At 63.6% G+C, this 25,614-nt stretch carries 25 protein-coding genes and 1 pseudogene; 8 read left to right on the forward strand and 18 right to left on the reverse strand.

Features of this window, described 5'->3' with window-relative positions; genetic code table 11:
• Both ACPZMI_RS11445 and algB read right to left on the reverse strand, forming a co-directional pair.
• Positions 1–808, reverse strand: an 808-nt coding sequence (locus ACPZMI_RS11445) for a KinB sensor domain-containing domain (protein WP_426352255.1), incomplete at its 3' end; no start/stop codon positions are given.
• Positions 809–816: 8 nt separating this feature from the next.
• A complete protein-coding gene (gene algB, locus ACPZMI_RS11450; protein WP_186669937.1) occupies positions 817–2,163 on the reverse strand; it encodes a sigma-54-dependent response regulator transcription factor AlgB in 1,347 nt (448 codons plus the stop codon).
• Positions 2,164–2,374: 211 nt separating this feature from the next.
• Here algB and ACPZMI_RS11455 point away from each other — a divergent pair, with 211 nt between their 5' ends.
• The 6 genes from ACPZMI_RS11455 to ACPZMI_RS11480 all read left to right on the forward strand — a co-directional run bounded on the left by ACPZMI_RS11455 (position 2,375) and on the right by ACPZMI_RS11480 (position 7,957).
• Positions 2,375–3,196 carry a BON domain-containing protein gene (locus ACPZMI_RS11455; protein ID WP_186709811.1) on the forward strand — a complete coding sequence of 274 codons (822 nt, stop codon included), beginning with the start codon at positions 2,375–2,377 and terminating at the stop codon, positions 3,194–3,196.
• Between the two features lie 176 nt (positions 3,197–3,372).
• Positions 3,373–3,657, forward strand: a complete 285-nt coding sequence (locus ACPZMI_RS11460) for a hypothetical protein (protein ID WP_186669933.1) — start codon at positions 3,373–3,375, stop codon at positions 3,655–3,657.
• Between the two features lie 41 nt (positions 3,658–3,698).
• Entirely contained in the window at positions 3,699–3,860 is a 162-nt protein-coding gene (locus ACPZMI_RS11465; RefSeq protein ID WP_003252966.1) for a DUF1328 domain-containing protein, read from the forward strand.
• Positions 3,861–3,865: 5 nt separating this feature from the next.
• Entirely contained in the window at positions 3,866–4,336 is a 471-nt protein-coding gene (locus ACPZMI_RS11470) for an inhibitor of vertebrate lysozyme family protein (RefSeq protein WP_186709808.1), read from the forward strand.
• A 738-nt stretch (positions 4,337–5,074) separates the two neighbouring features.
• Entirely contained in the window at positions 5,075–6,412 is a 1,338-nt protein-coding gene (gltP, locus tag ACPZMI_RS11475) for a glutamate/aspartate:proton symporter GltP (RefSeq protein ID WP_186669929.1), read from the forward strand.
• A 315-nt stretch (positions 6,413–6,727) separates the two neighbouring features.
• The gene (locus tag ACPZMI_RS11480; protein ID WP_426352256.1) at positions 6,728–7,957 is read left to right on the forward strand and encodes a nucleoside recognition domain-containing protein; all 1,230 of its coding nucleotides are present in this window, start codon (positions 6,728–6,730) and stop codon (positions 7,955–7,957) included.
• Here ACPZMI_RS11480 and ACPZMI_RS11485 read toward each other — a convergent pair.
• The 9 genes from ACPZMI_RS11485 to ACPZMI_RS11525 all read right to left on the reverse strand — a co-directional run bounded on the left by ACPZMI_RS11485 (position 7,939) and on the right by ACPZMI_RS11525 (position 18,320).
• Positions 7,939–8,565, reverse strand: coding sequence for an ABC-type transport auxiliary lipoprotein family protein (locus ACPZMI_RS11485; protein ID WP_411383560.1), 627 nt, complete (start codon positions 8,563–8,565; stop codon positions 7,939–7,941). The two genes, ACPZMI_RS11480 and ACPZMI_RS11485, sit on opposite strands and share 19 nt — an antisense overlap.
• On the reverse strand, positions 8,562–9,500 hold the full coding sequence (locus ACPZMI_RS11490) for an MlaD family protein (RefSeq protein WP_186669926.1): 939 nt from the start codon (positions 9,498–9,500) through the stop codon (positions 8,562–8,564). Before ACPZMI_RS11490 ends, ACPZMI_RS11485 begins: the two co-directional genes overlap by 4 nt.
• A gap of 3 nt (positions 9,501–9,503) precedes the next feature.
• Positions 9,504–10,298: an ABC transporter ATP-binding protein gene (locus tag ACPZMI_RS11495; RefSeq protein ID WP_426352257.1), complete on the reverse strand. Its 795-nt coding sequence runs from the start codon at positions 10,296–10,298 to the stop codon at positions 9,504–9,506.
• Positions 10,295–11,416, reverse strand: a complete 1,122-nt coding sequence (locus ACPZMI_RS11500; protein WP_186669923.1) for an ABC transporter permease — start codon at positions 11,414–11,416, stop codon at positions 10,295–10,297. Before ACPZMI_RS11500 ends, ACPZMI_RS11495 begins: the two co-directional genes overlap by 4 nt.
• A gap of 194 nt (positions 11,417–11,610) precedes the next feature.
• Complete coding sequence (locus ACPZMI_RS11505; RefSeq protein WP_186669922.1) at positions 11,611–12,633, reverse strand: DUF5924 family protein; 1,023 nt, start codon at positions 12,631–12,633, stop codon at positions 11,611–11,613.
• 187 nt (positions 12,634–12,820) lie between these two features.
• Positions 12,821–14,227 (reverse strand): M16 family metallopeptidase, encoded by a 1,407-nt coding sequence (locus ACPZMI_RS11510; RefSeq protein WP_186669921.1) that lies wholly within the window; start codon positions 14,225–14,227, stop codon positions 12,821–12,823.
• Between the two features lie 37 nt (positions 14,228–14,264).
• On the reverse strand, positions 14,265–15,923 hold the full coding sequence (locus ACPZMI_RS11515) for a Na/Pi cotransporter family protein (protein WP_288377641.1): 1,659 nt from the start codon (positions 15,921–15,923) through the stop codon (positions 14,265–14,267).
• Positions 15,924–16,168: 245 nt separating this feature from the next.
• Positions 16,169–16,939 (reverse strand): TerC family protein, encoded by a 771-nt coding sequence (locus tag ACPZMI_RS11520; protein ID WP_186669919.1) that lies wholly within the window; start codon positions 16,937–16,939, stop codon positions 16,169–16,171.
• Between the two features lie 73 nt (positions 16,940–17,012).
• A complete protein-coding gene (locus tag ACPZMI_RS11525) occupies positions 17,013–18,320 on the reverse strand; it encodes a CitMHS family transporter (RefSeq protein ID WP_186721059.1) in 1,308 nt (435 codons plus the stop codon).
• 267 nt (positions 18,321–18,587) lie between these two features.
• On the opposite strand from ACPZMI_RS11525, the gene ACPZMI_RS11530 reads away from it, so the two are divergent.
• On the forward strand, positions 18,588–18,989 hold the full coding sequence (locus tag ACPZMI_RS11530) for a GFA family protein (protein ID WP_426352258.1): 402 nt from the start codon (positions 18,588–18,590) through the stop codon (positions 18,987–18,989).
• Between the two features lie 36 nt (positions 18,990–19,025).
• Here ACPZMI_RS11530 and ACPZMI_RS11535 read toward each other — a convergent pair whose 3' ends face one another.
• Entirely contained in the window at positions 19,026–19,805 is a 780-nt protein-coding gene (locus ACPZMI_RS11535) for an exodeoxyribonuclease III (protein ID WP_054893329.1), read from the reverse strand.
• Between the two features lie 80 nt (positions 19,806–19,885).
• Between ACPZMI_RS11535 and pyrE the strand changes: the two genes are divergently transcribed.
• Entirely contained in the window at positions 19,886–20,527 is a 642-nt protein-coding gene (pyrE, locus tag ACPZMI_RS11540; protein WP_125931046.1) for an orotate phosphoribosyltransferase, read from the forward strand.
• A 188-nt stretch (positions 20,528–20,715) separates the two neighbouring features.
• Here the strand turns inward: pyrE and ACPZMI_RS11545 are convergent, their stop codons facing one another.
• The 6 genes and pseudogenes from ACPZMI_RS11545 to dut form a co-directional block, all read right to left on the reverse strand.
• On the reverse strand, positions 20,716–21,354 hold the full coding sequence (locus ACPZMI_RS11545) for a DUF799 domain-containing protein (protein WP_189657705.1): 639 nt from the start codon (positions 21,352–21,354) through the stop codon (positions 20,716–20,718).
• Between the two features lie 17 nt (positions 21,355–21,371).
• The gene (locus ACPZMI_RS11550; RefSeq protein WP_054893326.1) at positions 21,372–21,740 is read right to left on the reverse strand and encodes a DUF4810 domain-containing protein; all 369 of its coding nucleotides are present in this window, start codon (positions 21,738–21,740) and stop codon (positions 21,372–21,374) included.
• 39 nt (positions 21,741–21,779) lie between these two features.
• On the reverse strand, positions 21,780–22,460 hold the full coding sequence (locus ACPZMI_RS11555) for a CsgG/HfaB family protein (RefSeq protein ID WP_054926178.1): 681 nt from the start codon (positions 22,458–22,460) through the stop codon (positions 21,780–21,782).
• Between the two features lie 257 nt (positions 22,461–22,717).
• Entirely contained in the window at positions 22,718–23,623 is a 906-nt protein-coding gene (argB, locus tag ACPZMI_RS11560; RefSeq protein WP_063542032.1) for an acetylglutamate kinase, read from the reverse strand.
• Between the two features lie 30 nt (positions 23,624–23,653).
• Positions 23,654–25,027 (reverse strand): annotated as a pseudogene (locus ACPZMI_RS11565) (phosphomannomutase/phosphoglucomutase); the annotation flags it as partial.
• 127 nt (positions 25,028–25,154) lie between these two features.
• Positions 25,155–25,610, reverse strand: coding sequence for a dUTP diphosphatase (gene dut, locus ACPZMI_RS11570; protein ID WP_063542034.1), 456 nt, complete (start codon positions 25,608–25,610; stop codon positions 25,155–25,157).
• Positions 25,611–25,614: the final 4 nt, after the last annotated feature.

Genomic DNA, 25,614 nt, shown 5'->3' on the forward strand with positions numbered 1-25,614 from the left:
GGCGATCGATGACCAGCAGGCCGTCGTCGATGCTGTCGAGCACGGCCTGCAGGCGTTGCTGGCCGGCCAGCAGTTCGTCGATATTGGTGGCCTGGTGCTTGCGCAGGGCGTCGGCCATCAGGCCGAAACGGCGGGTCAATTGGTTGAGTTCGGTGGCTTGGGTCACAGGCAGGGTAACGTCGAAGTTGCCCTGGCCAACCTGATCGGCTGCCTTGGCCAGGGCCTCGATCGGCTGGCCGAAGCGACGGGCGATGTTATGCGCGGTGATGAAGCCCAGCACCACCACCGCAAGGCCCATCAGGCCCAATGCACCACTGACCAGCAAGGCATGGTCGCGGGCATGTTCCTCGCTGCGGGAAATGTGCTCCAACGCCTGCTTGTGCGAGTCGATCAGGTCGGTACGAACCTGGTTGAACGCAGCGCCCAAGGGGTCGTCGACGCCCATGCTGCGCGACGGTGAGGGGCTGTCGCGATAGGCCTGGAGGAAGGCCTGGTAGTTGCTGCTGGCCTTGCTGAACCCGGTACGTTCACCGCCCTGCTCTAAGCCCGATACCAGTAGCGCCTGGAAGTTTTCCTGCAGGTTCACCAGGCTTTTCGGATCGGTATCTGCATCGAGTATCAGGTTCAACTGCTCACCCAGGTTCTGCCGCAGCTTGAGCCCCACTTCCAGGGTATGGGTGGTGTCGCGCACCAGCCTCTGCTGCACCGCAGCCATCTGCAGCACGCTGACCAGCCCCAGCAGCAAGCCCAGCAGTGCGACCGTCACCAGTGCCGAGATGCTGAGAAACAGCCGCGTGCGCAGCTTCATGGGCCACTTCACAGTTTGTACTGCTTGCGCTTGCGGTACAGGGTGGAGGCATCGATACCGAGGGTCTTGGCGGCCTGGTCGAGGGTATCGCTGGCCGCCAGGACGGCACCGATGTGGGCGCGCTCCAGCTCATCGAGGCTCAACGCTGCGCCAACCTTCGGGGCGTTGCCGGTGGGCTGCTCGCCCATCCCCAGATGGCCGATTTCCACGCGTTCCTGCGGGCAGATGATGCTGGCGCGCTCCACCACGTTGCGCAGTTCGCGGATGTTGCCCGGCCAGCGGTAGTTGAGCAGGGCCGCCCGGGCCTCCTCGCTGAACCCGCGCGCCGGGCGCGAATACTCCTTCACGAAGCGGGCGAGGAAGCGATCGGCGAGCGTGAGGATGTCCTCGCTACGCTCGCGCAGTGGCGGCAGGTGCAGGGTGATGACGTTGAGGCGGTACAGCAAGTCTTCACGGAAGCGGCTTTCGCGCACCATCTCCTCAAGGTTGAGGTTGGTCGCGGCAAGGATGCGAACGTCGGCCCGACGGGTGACCGGATCGCCGACCCTTTCGTATTCCTTGTCCTGGATGAAGCGCAGCAGTTTGGGCTGCAAGGTCAGTGGGAAATCACCGATTTCGTCGAGGAACAGCGTGCCGCCGTCTGCCTGGCTGACCCGCCCGAGCGTGCTCTCGCTGGCGCCGGTGAAGGCCCCGCGGGTATGACCAAACAGCTCGCTTTCCATCAGCTCGGCGTTCAGCGAGGGGCAGTTGATGGTCACGCAGGCCTTGCGCGCGCGCTTGCTCCAGCCGTGAATGGCGCGGGCCAGCTCGCCCTTGCCGGTGCCGGACTCCCCCAGGATGAGGATATTGGCATCGGTGGTCGCCACCTGCCGCGCGGTTTCCAGCACCGCCATCATTTGCGGGCTGTGCGAGTCGAGGCCGTCCTTGGGCTTGCGCACTTCACCTTCCAGCGCTTCCAGGCGCGCCGACAGCTGGCGCACCTCCAGTTGCTTGGCGGTGGCCAGGCGCAACTGGTCGGGGCTGCAGGGTTTGACCAGATAGTCGGCGGCGCCGGCCTGGATGGCATCCACCGCGGTGTCGATCGCCGAGTGCGCGGTGACGATCACCACGCGCATCCAGGGCGCCTGGATGCGCATCTGTGCCAGCACATCGAGGCCGTTGTCTTCTCCCAGGCGCAGGTCGAGGAAGCACAGATCGAACACCTGGCGTTGCAACAGGGTCTCTGCCTGAGCGGCGCTGTTGGCGGTGGCGACGCTGTAGCCCTCGTCTTCGAGGCAGTAACGGAAGGTGCGCAGGATCGCGGACTCGTCGTCCACCAGCAGAATGCGGCCTTGGTTGTCCTGGGCTGACTCCATTTTTCCTGCGCTCCTTTGGGATTGATCTCAGTTAGTGTCGGAAAAATCGGGCAAGTTGCATGGTCGATTCTGAAGGATTCCGCCCTATGCATGCTAGCTGTTGCCCTGTTTGTTGGCTAACAGATTGAAATAAATAGAGTTTCAGGTACTCGAGAACGCTGGCACGCAGGTTGCGAAAGTGCCTGGATTTGTTACGAAAAGGAGAAGTGCCATGCCTTTGTTCATGCGTCATTGCGCCCTGGCTGCCGGCCTGCTGCTGGTAATCGGCCCTGCTGTCGCCGACCCGTTGCAGGATGCGCGACTGGAGGGGGCCGTGCAGACTGCGGTTTCCCTCAACAAGGTGCTCAATCCGTTCCGCATCGAGGTGCAGGTGGAGGGCCAGCAGGCGCGTCTCAGCGGCGAGGTGGAAAACCCCGTCGAGCGCGACCTGGCCGAGCGTGTCGCCTTGGCCACTCGCGGCATCGAGCGGGTGGACAACCGTCTGCAGGTCAATGCCGAGCTGGCGGAGCAGCCGCTTGAGCGACGTGCCTACGCCCAGCGCCTGGAGGACGCCACCCTGACCGCGATCATCCGCGCGCGCCTGCTCTGGAGCCGGATAACGCAAAAGGCGCCGATCGAGGTCGAGAGCCGCGACGGCGTGGTGACCATGCGCGGTCGCGTCGACAACGTCGAGGCCAAGGAGCTGGCCGGCGTGATCGCCCGTACCAGCGAGGGTGTGTACCTGGTCAACAACCTGATCAGCCTGGATTCCGCAGCCATGGCCCAGGCCCGTGAAAACCCGCCGACTGCGCCGACAGGGCCGCAGCCCAGCGATGCCTGGATCATCGACAAGGTGCAAAGCAGCTTGCGCTATAGCCGCAATCTCGACGGGCCGAACATCAAGGTGGCGAGCCAGGAAGGCCTGGTGCGGCTGTCTGGCGAAGTGGTCAGCCAGGAGCAGAAGACCATTGCCGTGCAGATTGCCGGGCAGATCCTCGGGGTACGCGGCGTGGATGCCGATCTGTTGAAGGTGGCGAGCAAGGTGGAAGGGTGAATCGTGCAAAACGCACGGGTCGACGAGAGGCATCGTGCAGGATACGTCCTCACCTTCTTCGTTGAATCTGGGTAACTTGTTGATTAATAAGGATTTTTATCCATCTTAAAAGCTGGCATGCAGGCTGCAATAACCTCCTCAAGGTTTGGATAACAAAGACAGCAGGAGGAGCCGGCATGAATCGCCAATCCGTCAACCGCTCGCAGGATGCAGTACTGCCCTTGCATCAGTTTCTGTACCTCGCGATGGCGTTGGTCGTGACCCTTGCCGCCGGGCTGTTCTACCACAGCTGGCAGACCGCCCGCCTGGCCGATCAGGTGGCGGCGCAGACCGCGCTGTTGACGCAATTGAAGACGGCTCATGCCACCACGCTGGTCAAGGCCGCCCAGCCGCTGCCTTCGGCCAAGGCTTCGCCAGCCACGCTGGAAAGCATCGTTCCTCAGGAACGCTGGGTGTTCTAGGTGCCACGCCGACCCTATCCCGAAAAGAAAGGAGAGTCATCATGCTGAGTTGGGCCATCACATTCCTGATCATCGCCATTGTCGCCGCGGTACTGGGCTTCGGTGGTATCGCCGGCGCCGCAACCGGTATCGCGAAGATTCTGTTCATCGTCTTCCTGGTCCTGTTCGTCGCTTCCTTCTTCTTCGGACGCGGTAGAGGTTGACGCCCATGAGCAGGATGCTCTGCAAGGCCCTGGTCACCGCCCTGCTTCTGGGCGGTGGCTCTGCGGCGATGGCAGCCAATGACGGCCAGGTGCGGGCCAACCAGTTGCTGGGTTCGGATCCGGAATACCGAGAGACTTGGCAGAAGACCATAAAGAATGAAGAACGTTTGCCCGAGTGGGTGATCAACCTCAGCGGCAGCTCGACGCAGCAGATGTCGGCTGTGACCGAGGACGGCGACAAGTATCTGGTCGGCCCTCTCTGCGAGTCGGACCACAACTGCACCTACAAGCGCCTGATCGTGGCCTTCAGCTGGGACAAGGATGAAGCCTACGGGATGCTCGTGGAGGTTCCCGAAGGCTTGCCTTCGGACAAGTCGCCGACCCGCCATGCGGATTACCGCTGGCTGGGCAAGCCGGACGACGGCATGAAGGCGCTGCTGAAGGAGCAGCTCAAGCGCGACCCGAACTGGTACTGACCAACGGTCGCGCATTGTAATCATATGGTCGCTGAACGTACTTACCGTTGCGGCGTCCATGATGCGCCGCCTCGAGGAGAGGCAGCACATGACCAGGGGGCCGGGCTGTTCTGATCGCTTCAGGATCGGAGTGGCCTAGGGGTACAGGGAGTACCTCCGACGAGGGCCGGGTCAGGAGAGACAGCGTCGGAAGATCCAGATCAGCGGTGTCGGAAAAGACATGACGGCCTGATCTGGCTTCCGAAGCGTCCACACGCAGATTTGCCTTTTCGGGCGCACTTGTACGATTTCCCCTTCAAGACACATTTTGTCGTAACCGTATATCGAATTTTTTTCCCCTCGATTGTGCGGTGCGCACAGTGCTTTTTGTGCCATTCGGATTGTCGAACAACCCTCCTCTACCCTCGAACTGATCCTGTCGTTTCTGCCTAAAAATGGCGGTTTGGCCTTGTTCGGAAAACCGAACGGCTGGATTTTATGGCCGCTGAATTGGCCGATTTGCGGTCTTTTCTTATGCCGATTCGGCATGGGGTAGTCGTTTCCGGCATTAGACTGGCCCTGTCCACGTCGCAATAGTTGCCGCCTTTTTCGCTGGCCCGAGCGCTCGTTCGCTCGCTGGCGGTGACCTGAGAACAGGGTCGCCGGACGGAAGCCAATCGCTGCCCGTGACGTTGCCAACGGCTCTGGGATGCGCTTTTCCGACCTGTCGGCCATGACCACTACAACAAAGGTAACGACATGAAGAAGGCAAAACTGAGCCTCGCCTGGCAGATTGTGATCGGTCTTGTCCTGGGCGTTGCAGTCGGCGCGCTACTGAATCATTTCAGTGCAGAAAAGGCATGGTGGATCAGCAACGTCCTCCAGCCCGCCGGCGACATCTTCATTCGCCTGATCAAGATGATCGTCGTCCCGATCGTGATTTCGTCGCTGATCGTGGGCATCGCCGGGGTTGGCGACGCGAAGAAACTGGGCAGCATCGGCCTGAAGACCATCATCTACTTCGAAGTGGTGACCACCATCGCCATCGTCGTCGGTCTGGTACTGGCCAATGTGTTCCACCCAGGTGCCGGCATCGACATGAGCACCCTGGGCACCGTCGACATCTCCAAGTACCAGGCCACGGCTGCAGAGGTACAGCATGAGCATGCGTTCATCGAGACCCTGCTCAACCTGATCCCGTCGAACATCTTCGCAGCGCTGATGCGTGGCGAGATGCTGCCGATCATCTTCTTCTCGGTCATGTTCGGCATGGGCCTCTCCAGCCTCAACGCCGACCTGCGCGAGCCGCTGGTGCGTACCTTCCAGGGCGTGTCGGAGACCATGTTCAAGGTCACCCACATGATCATGAACTATGCCCCGATCGGCGTATTCGCCCTGATCGCCGCGACCGTCGCCAACTTCGGTTTCGCCTCCCTGCTGCCGCTGGCCAAGCTGGTGCTGCTGGTGTACTTCGCCATCGCCTTCTTCGCCTTCATGGTGCTGGGCCTGGTGGCGCGCGTGTTCGGCTTCTCGATCATCAAGATCATGCGCATCATGAAGGACGAGCTGATCCTCGCCTACTCGACCTCCAGCTCCGAAACCGTGCTGCCACGCGTCATCGAGAAGATGGAGAAGTACGGTGCGCCGAAGTCGATCTGCTCCTTCGTGGTGCCGACCGGTTACTCGTTCAACCTCGACGGTTCGACCCTGTACCAGAGCATCGCTGCGATCTTCATCGCCCAGCTGTACGGCATCGACCTGTCGATCAGCCAGCAACTGCTGCTGGTGCTGACCCTGATGGTCACCTCCAAGGGTATCGCCGGCGTGCCGGGCGTTTCCTTCGTGGTGCTGCTGGCGACCCTGGGCAGCGTGGGCATTCCACTGGAAGGCCTGGCCTTCATCGCCGGTGTCGACCGCATCATGGACATGGCCCGTACCGCGCTGAACGTAGTGGGTAACGCCCTGGCCGCGGTGGTGATCGCCAAGTGGCAAGGCATGTACGACAGCGCCAAGGGCGAGGCGTACTACAACTCGCTGCTCCAGGCCAACGGCAAGAAGAAAGAAGCCGTGGTGGCGGGCAAGACCGTCAACCAGTAAGCCTCGAGCTGCATGCAAGAGCCCCGACCCGTCGGGGCTTTTTGCATTCTGGAGTCCGACACGATCCCCTGTAGGAGCGGCCTTGTGCCGCGATCGGGCGCGAAGCGGCCGTAAACCAGGCACCGAGATGCTCCAGGAAGATCACGGCCGCCTGACTTGCGGCCGCTTCGCGCCCGATCGCGGCACAAGGCCGCTCCCACAGGGAGATTGGGCTGGCCTTTAGATTTTGAACAAGACAGTTGCGCCCACAGGGAGCGGGTCGGATTCAGAGCGCCTTATGCGCTATCATTCGAGCATTTTTCAGGGGGACTTCAGATGCTCAACGGCCTCTGGCTCGGCTTTTTCGTGGTGGCGGCCATCTCCGCCCTGGCCCAGTGGCTGGTCGGCGGCAATGCTGGCATTTTCGCTGCGATGGTCGAAAGCATCTTTGCCATGGCCAAGCTGTCGGTCGAGGTCATGGTCCTGCTGTTCGGCACCCTCACCCTGTGGCTGGGCTTTCTCAAGATTGCCGAAAAGGCCGGCATCGTCGAATGGCTGGCCAAGGTCCTCGGCCCGCTGTTCGCACGCCTGATGCCGGAAGTGCCGCCCGGCCACCCTGCCCTGGGGCTGATCACCATGAACTTCGCTGCCAACGGCCTGGGCCTGGACAACGCCGCCACGCCCATCGGCCTGAAGGCCATGCGCGCGTTGCAGGAGCTCAACCCCAGCAGCACCACGGCGAGTAACGCGCAGATCCTGTTCCTGGTGCTCAACGCCTCGTCGCTGACCCTGCTGCCAGTCACCATCTTCATGTACCGCGCCCAGCAAGGTGCCCCCGACCCGACGCTGGTGTTCCTGCCCATCCTGCTGGCGACCAGCGTCTCGACCCTGGTCGGCCTGCTGTCGGTCGCCGTGATGCAGCGCCTGCGCCTGTGGGATCCGGTGGTGCTGGCGTATTTCATCCCCGGAGCCCTGCTGCTGGGCGGCTTCATGGCGTTTCTGGGCGCGCTGTCGGCGGCTGCGCTGGCGAGCCTGTCGTCGATCCTCGGCAACCTGACGCTGTTCGGCGTGATCATGCTGTTCCTGGTCATCGGTGCGTTGCGCAAGGTGAAGGTCTACGAGGCCTTCGTCGAAGGCGCCAAAGAGGGCTTCGACGTCGCCAAGAGCCTGTTGCCCTATCTGGTCGCGATGCTGGTCGCGGTGGGTGTGCTGCGCGCCTCCGGGGCGCTGGAGCTGGCGCTGGGGGGCATCCGCCATGCGGTCGAGTGGATGGGCGTGGACAGCCGCTTCGTCGAAGGCCTGCCCACGGCGCTGGTCAAGCCGTTCTCCGGCAGTGCGGCGCGGGCGATGCTGATCGAGACCATGCAGACCCACGGTGTCGACAGCTTCCCTGCGCTAGTGGCCGCCACCATTCAGGGCAGTACCGAAACCACCTTCTACGTGCTGGCGGTGTACTTCGGCGCCGTGGGCATCCAGCGCGTGCGCCACGCGGTGGGCTGCGCGCTGCTGGCCGAGCTTTCCGGGGTGATCGCGGCGATCTTCGTCTGCTACTGGTTCTTCGCCTGAGCCTGCATCCGTGAGGCCTGGGCGACCGTCCAGTCCACCACCTGGCGCGCGAGCTGGTCACTGGCCGCGCCGAAGCCACTGACCACTGCCGGCACCTGCTTGTCGGCCAGTGGCTGGTGCACCTCGAAGCGTTGGCTGGCGAGGATGCGCTGGCTGCGCCCTTGCACCAGCCGCGCGTCGTAGCGGATCAGTACCTGCACCCCGTCTTCGCGGTATTCGCTCTGGAACGCTTGCAGCTCGCCCACCAGCTCGTAGTCAGCCTGCAGGTTGCTGTCATCGGCGCTCAGGCGCTGGACCCGGCCGTCACGCTGGAAGGCATCGAGCAGGCGATTGCGCACCAGCAGTGGCACCGGATCGCTCCAGCGCGCGCCCTTGTAGCTGCTGATCACGTCGCCTTGCGCAATCACGGCAATGCGCGGCCCGGCCAGGACCTCGCTGGCCAGCGGCTTGTTCAGGCGCAGCGACCAGTCCACCGGTGTCGCCGGGTGGCTCTGTTGGTTCACCGGCAAGCGATAGGTATCGATGGGCTCCGCCTGGGGCAGGATCGAGCAGGCGCTGGCCAGGCTCAGCAGGCTGCCTGCGACGAGCAGGCGAAGGGACGGCCTCATGGCTGGAACTCCTTGTTTGGGTCGCGGCCCAGCAGGTAGCCGCTGGGGTCGGCCTCCAGGCGCCGAGAGATGCCCTTGAGGGCATTGAGGGTTTCGCGCAGCTCGCGGATCGCCGGGGCCAGTTGGTTCAGGCCCTGGGCGCCGTCGTCGAGCGCTTCGCGGTTGTTCTTGAGCAAGTCGTTGATGGTCGCGGTGCTCTGTGCCAGCGACTGCATGGCCTGCTCCGCGCTGCCGAAGGCTTGCTTGCCTTCGCTGCCGAGCAGGCCATTGGCGTTGCGCATCAGGGCCTGGGTTTCGGCCAGGGTGGCGCTGGCCTGCTTGCCGACCTGGCCGAGTTGCTCGATGGCCTGGGCGATGCCGCCCTTCTGGCTGGCGAAGGCACCGGTGGTCTGTTCGAGGTTGGCCAGGGTGTTGCTCAGGCGCTCGATGTTGTTCTCCGAGAACATCTGGTTGGCGTTGTGCAGTAGCAGGTTGATGTTGGTCACCAGGTCGCTGCTGTCGTTGAGCAGGCGTGAGATGGGCGACGGCGAGGCGACGATCACCGGCAACTGCCCGTTCTTGCCCTTGAGCGACGGGCTCTGCGGCGTGCCACCGCTGAGCTGGATGAACGAGTTGCCGGTCACCCCGGCGAGCGTGAGCTTGGCCTGGGTGTCTTCCTTGACCGGTGTATCGGCGCTCAGGCGGATGCGCGCCAGCACCCGGCGCGGGTCCTGCGGGTCGAGGCGCAAGGTGCTGACATCGCCGACCTTGATGCCGTTGTACTGCACCGCGCTGCCCCGGGACAGGCCCGAAACGGCCTCGTTGAACACCACTTCATAATCTTTGAAGGCGTCGTCGACGCTGGACTTGGTCAGCCACAGGCCGAACAGCATGGCGCCAGCCACCACCAGCACGGTGACCAGGCCGATGAGGACATGATGAGCTCGGGTTTCCATCGTTCAGTGCTCCTGTCCCGCGCTTGCGGCGGCCTGTTCGGCTGCACGTCCGCGCGGGCCGTGAAAGTATTCGTGAATCCAGGGATCGTCGGTGCGTTCGACCTCGGCCAGCGGGCCTGCGACCAGCACTTTCTTCTGCGACAGCACCGCCACCCGGTCGGTGATGGTGTAGAGGGTGTCCAGGTCGTGGGTGATGAGGAGCACCGAGAGGCCGAGGGCATCGCGCAGGGTCAGGATCAGTTGGTCGAAGGCTGCGGCGCCGATCGGGTCCAGCCCTGCCGTGGGTTCGTCGAGGAACAGGATATCCGGGTCCAGTGCCAGGGCGCGGGCCAGGGCCGCGCGCTTGATCATGCCGCCGGACAGCGAGGCCGGGTACTTGTCGGCGGCGCTGATCGGCAGCCCAGCCAGTGCCAGCTTGACCCCGGCCAGGTGCTCGGCGTCGGCGCGTGACAGCCCGGCATGTTCGATCAACGGCAGCGCGACGTTCTCGGTGACGGTCAGCGACGAGAACAACGCGCCTTTCTGGAACAGCACGCCGAAGCGCCGTTCCACCTGCGAGCGCTGGTCGTCGTTCAGCGTGGCCAGGTCCTGGCCGAACACCTTCACCCTGCCCTCGTTAGGCCGCCGCAGGCCGACGATGCTGCGCAGCAGCACCGACTTGCCGCTACCCGAACCGCCGACCACGGCGAGGATTTCGCCGCGGTACAGGTCCAGGTCGAGCTGCTCGTGCACGCTCTGGCTGCCGAAACGGTTGCACAGGCCACGGGCTTCGATCACTGCTTCACGTGCACCACTCACCAGCCCATCTCCATGAAGAACAGCGCGGCCACCGCATCCAGCACGATGACCACGAAGATCGACTGCACCACCGCCGAGGTGGTGTGTGCCCCGACCGACTCGGCGCTACCGCTGACCTTGAAGCCCTCCAGGCAGCCGATGGCGGCGATCAGGAAGGCGAAGAACGGCGCCTTGAGCAGGCCGACCAGGAAGTGCTGCACGCCGATGTCGCTCTGCAGCAACGAGAGGAACATGGCCGGCGGAATGTCCAGCGACAGCGCACAGACCACCGCGCCACCGACGATGCCGCAGACCATGGCGACGAAGGTCAGCAGCGGCAAGGCGATCAGCAGCGCCAGGACCCGCGGCACCACCAGCAGCTCGATGGGGTTCAGGCCCAGGGTGCGGATGGCGTCGATCTCCTCGTTGGCCTTCATCGAGCCGAGCTGCGCGGTGAAGGCACTGGCCGTGCGCCCGGCCATCAGGATCGCGGTGAGCAGCACGGCGAATTCGCGCAGGAAAGAAAAAGCCACCAGGTCGACGGTAAAGACCGTCGCACCGAAATCGGCCAGCACCGTGGCCCCTAGAAAGGCCACTACGGCGCCGACCAGGAAGGTCAGCAAGGCGACGATGGGCGCGGCGTCCAGGCCTGTCTGCTCGATGTGTGCGACCACTGGGGTGACCCGCCACTTGTGCGGTTGCAGGAGTCGGGTGGCGAGCGTGGCGAGGATCAGGCCGACGAAACCGAGCAGTTGCCGGGTGTCCTGCCAGAGTGTATCGACGGCGCAGCCGATGCGTGCGAGCAATTGCAGCAGGACCGGTTGTTCGGCTTCCTTGATCGGGATGCAGTAGTCCTGCACCGAGCAATACACCGTCTTGAGCAAGGCCCGGCTGGCCTCGGGGAGCTCGTCGGTGCAGCGCGACAGACGCTCGGCGCCCAGCAACTCGGCCAGCAGCGAGGCGCCGGCGGTGTCCAGGCGCCCAAGCTGGCTGAGGTCGGCGATCGTGTCGGCACCGTACTGGTCGCGCAGGCGCTCGCTGTCGCGCTTGAGGCTGGTGTAGTGGGCCAGGGTCCAGTCGCCGGCGATCAGTAGGCGCGCGGGGTGCTGGCGGGTGTCGAGGGTGGCGCTGGGCTCCATGCTTTTGACTCTGCACGACGGCGGTGGGTCAGATCATAGCCTGTTGCAGCAGCGGTGGCTTCAATCGCGGGGCAAGCCCGCTCCTACAGGGATTGGGCTGGCCTTTAGATTTTGAGCAAGACAGTTGCTCCTACAGGAAGAGTGCGGTGTCAGTAGGGGTTGCCCCGCGATGGCGGCGACGCGGTGCCGAACCCTCACCCCGCCGGTACATCCTCGACCACCTTGAAGCGCAGCACGCCGATCACCTGGCCATCCTCGGTCAGCACGCGCACCTGCCACTTGCCCACGGGGTTGGGCGGGAAGTTCTGCTTGTGGGTCCAGGCCCGATAGCCTTCCTTGCGCCCACCGTGGATGTCCAGGGCGATGCGGTCGACTTCTTTGCCGTCCTGCTGCCACACGTGATAGATCCGCTCGTTCAGCCCGCGTGGGGCGTTGATTGCGGTATAGGCGTACAGCCCCGCGCTGCGAATGCGGCTGGCGGCGATCTCGTCCAGCGATTCGCCGGGCTGGCGGTCCTGCAGCTCGGTGGTCACCGCCACTTCGGTCATCCACAGGGTGGCCGGTGGCACCCATGAACGCAGCAGCCAGCCGCCGCCACCCACGGTCAGGGTCACCAGCACCAGCGCCACGGCGCGGCGCCAGGTGTTGATCGGGAAACTGCTGGCCAGGCTCGGGAACGACAGCACCATGGCCGCGATCAGCGCCAGCTTGAAGCTCTGTGCGGTGGTCAGGTGCAGGATGATCGGCAGCGCCGTGAGCAGTGCGGCGAACAGGGTCAGGGTGTGCAGCGCGAGGAACAGCCAGCGCCGCGGTGCGAGCCATTTGTAGTACAGCGGATCGACGATGGAGATCAGCCCCGCTGCGCCGAGCAGGCCGGTGAACACCAGCTGGCCGCTGTTCCAGGTGGTGGTGATGAAGAAGAACGGCAGGACGAAGAACAGGCTTTCCTGGTGGATCATCTGGGTGGCGTAACGCAGCAGCGGCTGCGGGATTTCGCGCTTGAACGTGCGCGCGAACAGGCCGGTCAGGGTGTTCTCGAGCATCAGCCAGACCCAGCTGACCAGCATCAGCACGGCGATCCAGCTGGCGAGGCCGGCCTGGCGGTCCACCAGGATGAAACTGCCGATTCCGGACAGGAAGCCGCCGAGGGCGATGACCCCCGGGTAGCGTTTGAGCAGTTCGATGATGCGTTGGACGATGTGGGGTATGGGGGGCATGGGGATGGGCAGCGATAGGGGGTGACTGTTCTGGCCTCTTCGCGGGCAAGCCCGCTCCCACAAGTAGCCGGTGATGCTGAAGCCTACGGTGTACCTCTGGCAGCCAGTACCCGGTGATGCTGAAACCTGCGGGATACCTGTGGGAGCGGGCTTGCCCGCGAAGAGGTCGGCACAGGATACCGCCGAATCAGCTGTCGCGTGTAGCGCCGCTGGGGCGATCCGCCGGCTGGCGCCTTTTGCGGATCAGGCCGATGGCGAGTATCAGTCCCAACCCCAGCGCCACCAACCCGTACAGCTCGTCATACCCCAGCAGCGGTTTCTCGATACGCAGGTAGCCCGGTTCCTTGAGCAACAGCCGTAGCGCCTCGTTGGCCTGCTTGAGGCTGACCTTGCGCAGTTTGCCGACCGGGTCGCTGAAGTGGCCGTTGTCGTAGTCGTTCAGCGCGCCCCAGTAATAGTCGGCCAGTGCACTGTTGCCCTGGGTGGTCCAGCTTTCGCGGGCAATCGCGGCCTCCTTGAGGCGGGCGAAGGTGTCCGGGTCCAGGCCATGCTTGCGCAGGTGCTCGAACAGCTCCTGCAACACCTTCACCGCCTCGTCGATGTCCTGGCGCTCAAGGTCGGCGTTGAGGCTGAGCATGCCGCTGTCGCCGAAGCTTTCGCGCCGCACCGAAGGTCCGTACGACAAGCCGTGACGCAGGCGCAACTGGTCGTACAGCGCCCAGTCGAGGTAACGCGAGAGCAGCTCGAGTGTCTGGTCGTGGTCGCTGTCGAGCACCGGTTCGATGAACAGCCAATGCAGCCTGGCGGTATCGCCCAGCCAGCCGCGGATCAGGTCGCGGCGTTGTTCGGCCTGCTGGCTGATGCTGTCGAGGTTGCGTCGCTCGCCCGGCTCGGTGGCTGGCAGCTCGCCGTAGGTGCGCTCCAGATAGGCCGGCAGCAGGCGGTCGAGGCCGCCGACGACGATCAGGCTCATGTTGTTGGCGGCGTACCAATGCTCGCGCATGGCCTGCACCTGTTTCAGGGTCATGCCGTCGATATCCGAGCGCTCCGGGCATTTGAGCCCCAATTCCACCGCCAGCTGGTCGCTGGCCGGATGACCGATGTCCTGGCGGTCCAGCCAGCGTTGCAGGTGGCCGTAATGGCCGCCATCCTCGCGCTCGATGATTTTCTTGGCGGTGGCCAGGGCCTTGGCGTCGATCTTCGTGTCGCGCACCGCCGCCAGCAACAGGTCGAGCACCTTGCGCTGGTTGCGTGCCGGCGCCTCGATGACGAAGGTGGTATCGGCAGCGCTGGTGAAGGCGTTCCACTCCCCGCCCAGCGCCTGCAGGCGCTCTTCCAGGCCACCTTCGCCGGTTTCGTCGATGCCGCTGAACAGCAGGTGTTCGAGCAGGTGCGGCAACTCGCGCTGCTTGCACTCGAAATCGTCGAGGCCCACGCCGACCACCAGGCGGATCGACACATGATCGCGTTCGTACCCGGACTTGAGGATCACCTGCAGGCCGTTGGGCAACAGATAGCCTTCGACCCGTGAGCGGTCGAGGGCGAACGAGGGCAGGCTGCAGAGAATCAGGCAAACGAAGGTCAGGCAACGCATGGGCGGGCTTCCGGGCCGGTCTCCAGGTGTGCGGGGGTCAGGAAAGGCGGGCGTCGTCCGGCACGCTGTCGAGCAGAAGCCCGCCGGTGTCCGCGCCGCCCAGTACCACATAGGCACTGCTGCAGAACAAAGAGTTCAACCGCTTCATGTCGGCGATCAGCTCCAAGTGTAGCGAACTGGTCTCGATACTCTGCACCACTTTGCGTTGCAGACGGCTGACATGGGCGTGGGCCAGGCGCCTTTCCTGGGCGCGGAAGCGGCGTTTCTCGCGCAACAGCAGGCGTGCGCTCTCAGGGTCGGCGCTGAGGAACACCGACAGGCCCAGGCGCAGGTTGGCCAGCAGTTGCTCTTGAAGGCCCGTCAGTTCTTCCAGGCCGACCTGGGAGAACTCCCGGCGTTGTGAGGTCTTCTGCTGCTGCACCTTGCGCAGCATGCGCTCGATCAGGTCGCTGGCCAGCTTGAGGTTGATCGACAGTTCGATGATCTCGGCCCAGCGCCGGTTGTCCTGTTCGCTCAGATCCTCGCGTGACATCTGCGCCAGGTACAGCTTGATGGCGCTGTACAGGGCCTCGGCGTCCTCGCCCAGGGCGCGGGTCTGTTGTGGTAGTGCGGTCTGGCTGCCGCGCAGGGCGCCGAGCATGGCCTCGAGCAGGCTGTCGACGATGTCGCCCAGGCGCAGGGTCTCGCGGGCTGCGTTGGCCAACGCCAGGCTGGGGGTTTCCAGCGCCGAGGCGTCGAGGTGCCGGGGCTTGGCCTGACCATTGGCGACTTCGCGTTCGGGTAGCAGGGCGGTGCACAGGCGTCCCATAGGTTTGACCGTGGGCAGCATGACCAGGCAACGCAGGGTGTTGTAGAGCAAATGGAAGCCGATCACCAGCTCTTGCGGGCTGAAACTCAGCGAGTCCATCCAGTCCACCAGCGGGTGCAGCACCGGAATGATCAGCAGCAGGCCGATCAGCTTGTACAGCAGGCTGCCCAGGGCCACGCGACGCCCGGCAGCGTTCTGCATGCGGGCGCTGATGAAGGCCAGCATGCCGCTGCCGATGTTGGCGCCAACCACCAGGCCGATGGCCACCGGCAGGCTGATCACTTCTGCACCGGCCAGGGTCGCGGTAAGCAGCACGGCCGCGAGGCTGGAGTAGGTGATCATGGCGAACAGGGCGCCGACCAGGGCGTCGAGCAGGATATCGCCGGTCAGCGAGGCGAACAGCACTTTCACCCCTTGTGCATGGGTGATCGGCGCAGCAGCCTGCACGATCAGCTCAAGTGCCAGGATGATCAGGCCCAGGCCGATGGCCACTCGGCCCATCTGGCCGAGGCGTGTCTGCTTGCGCGACAGGAAGAAGATCACCCCGACGAACACCAGCAGGGGCGACAGCCACGACAGGTCGAAGGTCAGCACCCGCGCCATCAGCGCGGTACCGACGTCGGCACCGAGCATGATCGCCAGGGCTGGGGTCATGGCCATCAGGCCCTGGCCGACGAAGGAGGTGACCAGCATGGCGGTGGCGTTGCTGCTCTGCACCACGGCGGTGACGACGATGCCGGCAATGAAGGCCAGCGCGCGACGGTCCATGTTCTGGCTGAGCACGCGGCGCAGGTTCGAGCCGTAAACCCGAAGAATGCCGGTGCGCACGATATGCGTGCCCCAGACGAGCAGCGCCACGGCGGAAAGCAGGTTGAGCAGGGTCAGCATGTTTCGAGGCCCCCTTTTTACCGATGCCCCAATGCGGGGCCAATGGGTGAAGCCGTGAGCCTGGCCCGGGGGTGGGCTTTGTATTCAGTGCTCACTGAAGCTTTAGTTGTTTTGCGCGGTTGTCGCCAGCTTGGCATGGCGGGCATTTATTTGAAACATTTCTGTCACAAGTATGTTGGGTGTTTCAGAGCCAGTGCAGACAAACGAAAAAGGCCCCGAAGGGCCTTTTCAGTGACGTCCAGTACTTACTGACCCGGAATATCCTTGCGCAGTTTCACCGGATCATGCTCCTTGCCTTCCTTGCGCGCCATTGCAGTACGCATGCGGATGTTGATCGCTTCCACTGCCAGCGAGAACGCCATGGCGAAGTACACATAGCCCTTCGGTACGTGCACGTCGAAGGACTCGGCGATCAGCACGGTGCCGACCACGATCAGGAACGACAGCGCGAGCATCTTCAGCGACGGGTGCTTGTCGATGAAGTCGCTGATGGTGCCGGCGCACAGCATCATCACCAGCACGGCGACGATGATCGCGGCGATCATCACCGGCACGTGCGAGACCATGCCCACCGCGGTGATCACCGAGTCCAGCGAGAACACGATGTCGATGATGGCGATCTGGATGATGGTGTAGAAGAACTTGCCGCCGGCGCCTTTGGGTTCGTCGCTGCCTTCGTCCTCACCCTCGAGGCCGTGGTAGATCTCCTGGGAGCTTTTCCACAGCAGGAACAGACCGCCGAAGAACAGGATCAGGTCGCGCCCCGAAATGCCCTCGCCAAAGATTACGAACAGGTCGTCGGTCAGGCGCATTACCCAAGTGATCGAGAGCAGCAGCATGATCCGGGTGACCATCGCCAGCGCCAGGCCGAAGATCCGCGTGCGCGGCTGCATGTGCTTGGGCATGCGGCTGACCAGGATCGAGATCATGATGATGTTGTCGATCCCGAGCACGATCTCGAGTGCAGTCAGGGTGAAAAAGGCAACCCAGATTTCCGGGCTGGTCAGCCATTCCATGTGTATTCCTTCGAACGATGAAGGCGACGCGCCCGGGAGAGCGGGCGTGTCGCGGTGGGGTAGTGCTCTTGTCTTACAGACTACTGATCAGTGGGAAAACTCCCATGAGCAAGGCGGCGAGCATTATGCACAGGCACACCAGAACTGCCCACTTCAGGGTGAAGCGCTGGTGATCGCCGAATTCGATCCCTGCCAGGGCTACCAGCAGGTAGGTGGAGGGTACCAGCGGGCTGAGCAGGTGTACCGGTTGTCCGACGATCGATGCACGGGCCATTTCCACCGGGGTGATGCCGTAGTGGCTGGCAGCTTCGGCCAGTACCGGCAGCACGCCGTAGTAGAACGCGTCATTGGACATGAAGAAGGTGAACGGCATGCTGACGATCGCGGTAATGGCCGCCAGGTACGGGCCGAGCGCATCCGGGATCACCGCCAGCAGGCTCTTGGACATGGCCTCGACCATGCCGGTGCCGGACAGGATGCCGGTGAAGATACCGGCGGCGAAGATCAGCCCGGTCACGGCCAGCACGCTACCGGCGTGGGCGGCGATGCGGTCTTTCTGCTGCTGCAGGCAGGGGTAGTTGACGATCATGGCGATACTGAAGGCGATCATGAACAGCACCGGCAGCGGCAACACGCCGCAGATCAGCGCGACCATCAGGGCAGCGGTCAGGGCACCGTTGAACCAGATCAGCTTGGGGCGGCGCGCTTCGGGGAACTGCGACACGCTGATTTCGCTGTGGTCGATGTCGTCGGTCGGCAGGTGCAGCTCACCCAGGCGGGCACGCTCGCGCTTGCCGTACATGTAGGCGATGGCGAGGATCGCCAGCACACCGAAGGCCATGGCCGGGATCATCGGCACGAAGATGTCCGAAGGGTCGACGTGCAGCGCGCTTGCAGCGCGGGCGGTCGGGCCGCCCCAGGGGGTCATGTTCATCACGCCACCGGCGAGGATGATCAGGCCGGCCATGATTCGCGGGCTCATGCCCAGGCGGCTGTACAGCGGCAGCATGGCGGCGCAGCAGATCATGTAGGTGGTGGCGCCGTCACCGTCGAGCGAGACCACCAAAGCCAGCACGGCGGTGCCGACCGAGACTTTCAGCGGGTCGCCCTTGACCAGCTTGAGGATCTTGCGCACGGCCGGGTCGAACAGGCCGGAGTCGATCATCAGGGCGAAGTAGAGGATGGCGAACATCAGCATCACGCCGGTAGGCGCGAGCTTGCTGATGCCTTCGAGCATCATCGGGCCGATCTTGGCGGAGAAACCGCCGAACAGCGCGAACAGGATCGGAACCAGGATCAGGGCGATCAAGGCCGACAGGCGCTTGGTCATGATCAGGTACATGAAGGTGATGACCATGGCAAAGCCAAGGAAGGTCAGCATGGCGGTACTCCAGGCAGGGCGCGGCGAAAGGACGGACGATTCGGGCGGATCAGCGCGTCAGGCGCTGTGCATGGAATAGCGTGAGGGGTACTGCGGGGAGGCGGGCACAGGAAAGCATCGGTATCACCATTGTTGTTGTTGATTGGGCCGGGTGCGCACGTTGGCGGACACCCTGGCTGGCCGGTCTGTCGCCGGAGGTGGGGCTATCCTAGGGGCGCAAGCTTTCAGCCAGCTTTCGCCTCGATGAAGGCGACGGGAGGTCGTTTCATGAATGACGTACTGGAAGGCGGGTGCCATTGCGGTGCCCTGCGCTATCGACTGGAGGGTGACCTGACGGATATCGCCCATTGCCACTGCTCGATCTGTCGACGGGTCAGCGGCGGGCTGGTGGTGACCTGGCTCACACTGCCGCGCAAGGGCTTCCAGTGGATGGCGGGGGAGCCGAAGCGTTATATGGCCCCGGCCAGTTGCACGCGCTACTTCTGCGGCGACTGTGGCGCGCATGTGGCGCTGGAGACGACGCACAGTCCGCTGAGCATCGATGTGACGGTGGCGACGCTGGACCGGCCAGAGCAGGTGCGGGCCAATCGGCACATCTGGACCGGCAGCCGACTGCCGTGGCTGCACCTGGATGATGAGCTGCCTGGCGAGGTGGAGGAGAGTCTGTAACGAAATGCGGGGCCTGGTTACAGGCCCCGCAGGTCTTCAGATGGTCAGCGTCCAGTCGTAGTCGACGATCAGTGGCGCGTGCTGCGAGAAGCGCGGCTGACGCGGCAGACGCGCACTGCGCACGAAGCGGCGCAGACCCTGGGTGAGGATCTGGTAGTCGAAGCGATAGCCCAGGTTGAGCATCTCGGCCTGTTCGTTGTCCGGCCACCAGCTGTACTGGTCGCCTTCGCGGCTGACTTCGCGCAGGGCGTCGACATAGCCCATTTCGCCGATGATCGCGTCCATCCAGGCGCGCTCTGGCGGCAGGAAGCCCGGCGACTGCTGGCTGTCGCGCCAGTTCTTGATGTCGAGCTTCTGCTGCGCCACGTAGAACGAGCCGCAATAGATGTATTCGCGACGCTTGCGACGCTGCTTGTCCAGGTACTTGGCGAAGTCATCCATCAACTTGAACTTCTGGTTCAAGTCTTCGTCGCCGTTCATTCCCGAAGGCAGCAGCAGGCTGGCGATGCTTACCTTGTCGAAATCTGCTTGCAGGTAGCGCCCGTAACGGTCGGCCGTCTCGAAGCCCAGGCCGGTGATGACTGCCTTGGGCTGCATGCGCGAGTAGAGCGCCACGCCACCTTGGGCAGGCACTTCCGCTTCGCAGGCATAAAGGAAATAGCCATCGAGCTGGAAAGCTGGGTCGTCGAGTTCAAAGGCCGAGGCGCGGGTATCCTGAAGGCAGATGACGTCGGCATTCTGGGCTTGCAGCCAGCTGAGCAGTCCACGCTCGGCCGCAGCCTGAATGCCATTCACGTTCACACTGATGATCCGCATAAATGGCCCCAAAAATCTCGTGCGTGTATGATACCCGAGCTCAACTCATTTAGCTAAATCCGTGGTGTCCGGGACTTTTCATGCAGCCGTATCAGCGCGACTTCATTCGTTTTGCCATCGATCGCGGCGTTCTGCGCTTCGGTGAATTCACCCTGAAATCGGGGCGTACCAGCCCGTACTTCTTCAACGCCGGCCTGTTCAACAGCGGATCGGCCCTGGCCCAGCTGGGGCGCTGCTATGCGGCCGCCATCGTCGACAGCAAGATCCCCTTCGACGTGCTGTTCGGCCCGGCGTACAAGGGCATTCCGCTGGCAGCGGCCACGGCGGTGTCCCTGGCCGAGCAGCATCAGCTCGATGTGCCATGGTGCTTCAACCGCAAGGAAGCCAAGGATCACGGCGAGGGTGGTAGCCTGGTTGGCGCCCCGCTGGCCGGTGACGTGCTGATCATCGACGACGTGATCACTGCCGGTACCGCCATCCGCGAAGTGATGCAGATCATCAAGGGCCAGCAGGCCAACGCCGCAGGCGTGCTGATCGCACTGAACCGCGAAGAGCGTGGCAATGGCGAGCTTTCGGCGATCCAGGAAGTGGAGCGTGATTTCGGCATTCCGGTGGTCAGCATCGTTTCGCTGACGCAGGTACTGGAGTTCCTGGCCGACGATCCCCAGCTCAAGCAACACCTGCCGGCGGTCGAGGCGTATCGCGCGCAGTACGGGATCTGATCTCGGATCGGTAATGAAAAAGGCGACCCATGTGGGTCGCCTTTTTCATTGGATCGGCGGCGGGTTTTTCGCGGGCAAGCCCGCTCCCACAGGGATTGGGCTGGCTTCTAGCTTTTGAGCAAGACAGTTGCTCCAACAGAGGTCTACCGCCGCTGTGGGAGCGGGCTTGCCCGCGAAGCAGTCGCCGCTTAGTCCGTGCCGTACTTCGGCGAACGCGGCCCGTACAGGATCCCGCCGTTCGGGTTCGGCGACAGCAGGCGCGCGCTGGTGATACCGGCGATCGGATAACCGGCGTCTTCCTGCACGCTGCTGATGACCTGGTTCACTGCTGCTGTGATCAGCATGCCGATCAGGCCGCCCTGGTTCTGCCGGCCTTCCTCGCTGGATGCAGTTGCGGTGCCAGTCCACAGGGTGGTGCCGGTCTTCAGGTCGACCAGCTTGGCGCTGGCGGTCACGATGGTCGCGCTGCTCAGCACCATGTAGCGGGTGCCGTAGTCACTGACGGTCACGTACAGCGCCGCGTCGGCACCGAAGATCTCGTGCAGCTTGGCGGTCGGCAGCTCGTGGATGTCAGCCGGGGTGGTCATGCCGTTCTGGCGGAAGGTCTCGGCGACCAGCGCCACCGGCATCACGTAGTAGCCCGCTTCGGCCAGCGGGTAGGTGACCTGCGCGAGCATGCTGTAGCTGGCCTTGACGTCCGGCGAGTTGTTCAGCGGCGGCACGATCAGGATCGACTTCGGACGGCTCTGCTTGTAGGCCGCGTAGTCGGTGGTCTTGCGTTCGGCACAGCCGGCGAAAAGGGCCAGCACGCAGGCGCCGACGATCAATTGGGTGAGGCGCTTGATCACTGCTTCGCTCCTTGCGTGGCGTTCTTCATCAGGAAGTCCATGTACGCCGCCGATTCAGGGAACAGCGCCTTCTCGGTGCGGAACTGCTGGATCATCTGGTCGTCCTTGCCCAGGCTCGAGTAGAGCAGGCCCAGTTGCGCGTGATACCCAGGCGGGACGGCGCCATTCTTGGCCTTGATCTTCTCCAGGTCGCGCTCCAGGGCGATGACCTGTTCTTCCTTGGACTGGTCGTTGAAGTATTCGCGCACTTGCGGCTGGTAGCTTTCCCACTGGTACAGCGGCTTCTGCGAGTTGCAACCGACCAGCAGGGCGCTGGCCAGCAGGAGCCCGGCGCCAGTGCGCCAGGCCGAGCGGGTGATGCTCATCTACGTGCTTCCTTGTCGTTGTCGTCTTGCTGCAGGGTCTTACTGCGCTTGCGGCTTCCACTGGCCGCTTTCGACAGCGCCGACCAGCTTGTTCACCGCTTCGCGCATGGCCAGGTCGAGGACCTTGCCATTGAGGGTCGAGTCGTAGCTGGCGGTACCGCCGAAGCCGATGACCTCACGGTTGGACAGGGCGTATTCGCCTGCGCCCTGGCTCGAGTAGACCACTTCGGAAGTGCTGATGTTGACGATGTTCAGCGCGACCTTGGCGTAGGCGATCTGAGTCTTGCCACGGCCGAGAATGCCGAACAGCTGGTGGTCGCCGACTTCCTTGCGGCCGAATTCGGTGACATCGCCGGTCACGACGAAGTCAGCGCCCTTCAGGCGTTGGACCTGGCCCTTGATGGCCGCTTCCTGCTGGATCTCACCCATGTTGTCGCGGTCCAGCACGTTGAAACGGCCAGTCTGCTGCAGGTGGGTGATCAGGATGGTCTTGGCCTGGCCGCCGAGGCGATCGACGCCGTCGGAGAAGATGCCGCGCATGTAGCTCGAACGGTTGTCGAACTTGCCTACGGCGATCGGTGCACGCACGCCGCTGTACGGGCGGCTGACGCTCTCGACCTGTTGTACGGCCACGGCGGTGGAAGTTTCGGTAGCGCAGCCGGCGATGGACCCGAGCGCGACGGCAGCTGCCAGCACGAGTCCTTGTGATGCGTATTTCACGCGAGTTCTCCAGGTAAATAGTAACTATTTGCAGCGGGCGTGCATTCTGCCACGTTGTGTCGGCAGCCTGGAGAGAAAGTTGAGGGCGGGACAGAGAAAAGTAATGGCATTGCGCCATGTTTCATTTTGGGCTTGGAGCAAGCCTGCGTGATCCTTGTAGGGGCAGGCTTGTCGGGGCGTGCTTTTCGCGGGCAAGTCGGGGCGCCGAACCGCCGCTCCTACGGGGGTTTTGCAGGAGCGGGTCAGCGATCAACGCATCAGTGACGCTTGCGGTTGGTGATCAGGGTGCCCACGCCGCTGTCGGTGAAGATCTCCAGCAGCACCGCGTTCGGCACCCGGCCATCGATGATGTGCGAGCTGTTCACGCCACCCTGCACGGCTTCCAGTGCGCACTTGATCTTCGGCAGCATGCCACCGTAGATGGTGCCGTCGGCGATCAGCTCGTTGACCTGCTCGGTGGTCAGGCCGGTGAGGACCTGGCCCTGCTTGTCCATCAGGCCGGCGATGTTGGTCAGCAGCATCAGCTTCTCGGCTTTCAGGGCCTCGGCGACTTTGCCGGCGACCAGGTCGGCGTTGATGTTGTACGACTCACCGTTGGCGCCCACGCCGATTGGCGCGATCACCGGAATGAAGTCGCCCTTGACCAGCATGTTCAGCAGCTCGGTGTTCACGCCCACGACTTCGCCGACATGGCCGATGTCGATGATTTCCGGGGTGGTCATCTCGGGGGTCTGGCGGCTGACGGTGAGCTTCTTGGCGCGGATCAGCTCCGCATCCTTGCCGGTCAGGCCGATGGCGCTGCCGCCGTGGCGGTTGATCAGGTTGACGATATCCTTGTTGACCTGGCCGCCCAGGACCATCTCCACCACGTCCATGGTCGCCGAATCGGTGACGCGCATGCCGTCGATGAAGTGGCTCTCGATCGACAGGCGCTTGAGCAGGTCACCGATCTGCGGGCCGCCGCCGTGCACGACGACCGGGTTGATGCCCACCGCCTTCATCAGCACGATGTCACGGGCAAAGCCGGTCTTGAGCTCTTCGCTCTCCATCGCGTTGCCGCCGTACTTGATCACCAGGGTCTTGCCGACAAAGCGGCGGATGTAGGGCAGCGCTTCGGACAAAACTTCGGCTACATGGGAAGCGGCATCGCGATCGAGGGTCATGCAGGGCTCCAGTGAGGAACAGATAGTCGGTCAGAACGGCAGTTGCAGGCCAGGTTCGGCCCGCAGCAACTGCGTGCGGAATACAGCCTTGATACGGTCGAGTTCTGCCTCGCTGTCGGCCTCGAAGCGCAGCACCAGCACCGGTGTGGTGTTGGAGGCGCGGACCAGGCCCCAGCCGTGTGGGTAGTCGACCCGCACACCATCGATGGTGGTCAGGTTGGCTTCGCCCCAGTCGGCGTCGCGTTGCAGTGCATCAATGATGCTGAATTTACTCTCGTCGGTCACATCGATGTTGATTTCCGGCGTGGAAATATCGTTCGGGAACGCGGCGAACAGGTTTTCGGCATCCTGGTCGGCCTTGCTGAGGATTTCCAGCAGGCGCGCGGCACTGTAAATGCCATCGTCGAAACCGTACCAGCGTTCCTTGATGAAGATGTGTCCGCTCATCTCGCCGGCCAGCAGCGAGCCGGTCAGTTTCATCTTCTTCTTGATCAACGAATGACCGGTCTTCCACATCAGGGCGCGGCCGCCGTGCTGTTCGATCAGCGGCGTCAGGCGACGGGTGCATTTGACGTCGAAGATGATCTCGGCGCCGGGGTTGCGCGACAGCACGTCCTGGGCGAAGAGCATCAGCAGGCGGTCGGGGTAGACGATGCTGCCGGTGTTGGTCACCACGCCAACGCGGTCACCGTCGCCGTCGAAGGCCAGGCCGAGGTCGGCGCCGGTTTCCCTGACCTTGGCGATCAGGTCTTCGAGGTTCTCGGGCTTGCCCGGGTCCGGGTGGTGGTTGGGGAAGTTGCCGTCGACCTCGCAGAACAGCGGGATCACCTCGCAGTTCAGCGCTTCGATCAGTTGCGGGGCGATCACGCCAGCGGCGCCGTTGCCGCAGTCGACCACCACCTTCAGGCGCTTGGCCAGTTTCACGTCACCGACGATCTGCTGGAAGTAGCGCTCGAGGATCTCGACCTTTTCCACACGGCCTTCGCCGCGCGGTACGTCGTTGGTCTTGAGGCGGGTCAGCAGGGCCTGGATCTGTTCATTGGCCAGCGTATCGCCAGCGATGACGATCTTGAAGCCGTTGTAGTCCGACGGGTTGTGGCTGCCGGTGAGCATCACGCCTGAAGTACCGGCCAGCACGTTGGCGGCGTAGTACAGCGCGGGGGTGGGCACCAGGCCGACGTCGCTGACCTGGCAACCGGCATCGACCAGGCCCTGGATCAGTTGCTCGACCAGCATCGGGCCGGACAGGCGGCCGTCACGGCCCACGGAGATTTTCGGCTCGCCCTGGGCTCGGGTCTGGGCACCGATGGCGCGGCCGATCCAGTAGGCGGTTTCGGCGTGCAGTGTCTTGCCGACGATGCCGCGGATGTCATAGGCACGGAAGATGCTGTCCGGCAATGCGGGTACCAGTTGGGCCATGTCGTTCATCTCTGGGGACTCCAAGGGTCAAAGGCTTCTGGGTAAGCGCAAACTGAACGCTTGGACGGTAGATAGCCCCGAGAGTTCGCCGTCCATGGCCCCGACGGTCGGCTCAGCGGGTGCCGGAGTGGCCGAAACCACCGCTGCCACGCTGGGTTTCGTCGAAGGCTTCGACGATGTCGAAATGCGCCTGCACCACCGGTACCAGGATCAGCTGGGCGATGCGCTCGCCGATGCTGATGGTGAACGGGGTGTTGCCGCGGTTCCAGCACGAGACCATCAGCTCGCCCTGGTAGTCCGAGTCGATCAGGCCGACCAGGTTGCCCAGCACCACACCGTGCTTATGGCCAAGGCCCGAGCGCGGCAGGATCATCGCCGCCAGCCCCGGATCGCCGATGTAGATCGACAGGCCAGTGGGGATCAGCAGGGTCTGGCCCGGCTCGAGGACGGTGTCCTCCTTGAGCAGGGCGCGCAGGTCCAGGCCGGCGGAGCCGGGGGTGGCGTATTGCGGCAGGGGGAATTCGGTACCCAGGCGTGGGTCGAGGATCTTGGCTTGAAGAGCGTGCATGGAA

The organism is Pseudomonas wayambapalatensis (genome assembly GCF_049942315.1).
Taxonomy (GTDB): Bacteria; Pseudomonadota; Gammaproteobacteria; order Pseudomonadales; family Pseudomonadaceae; genus Aquipseudomonas; species Aquipseudomonas wayambapalatensis.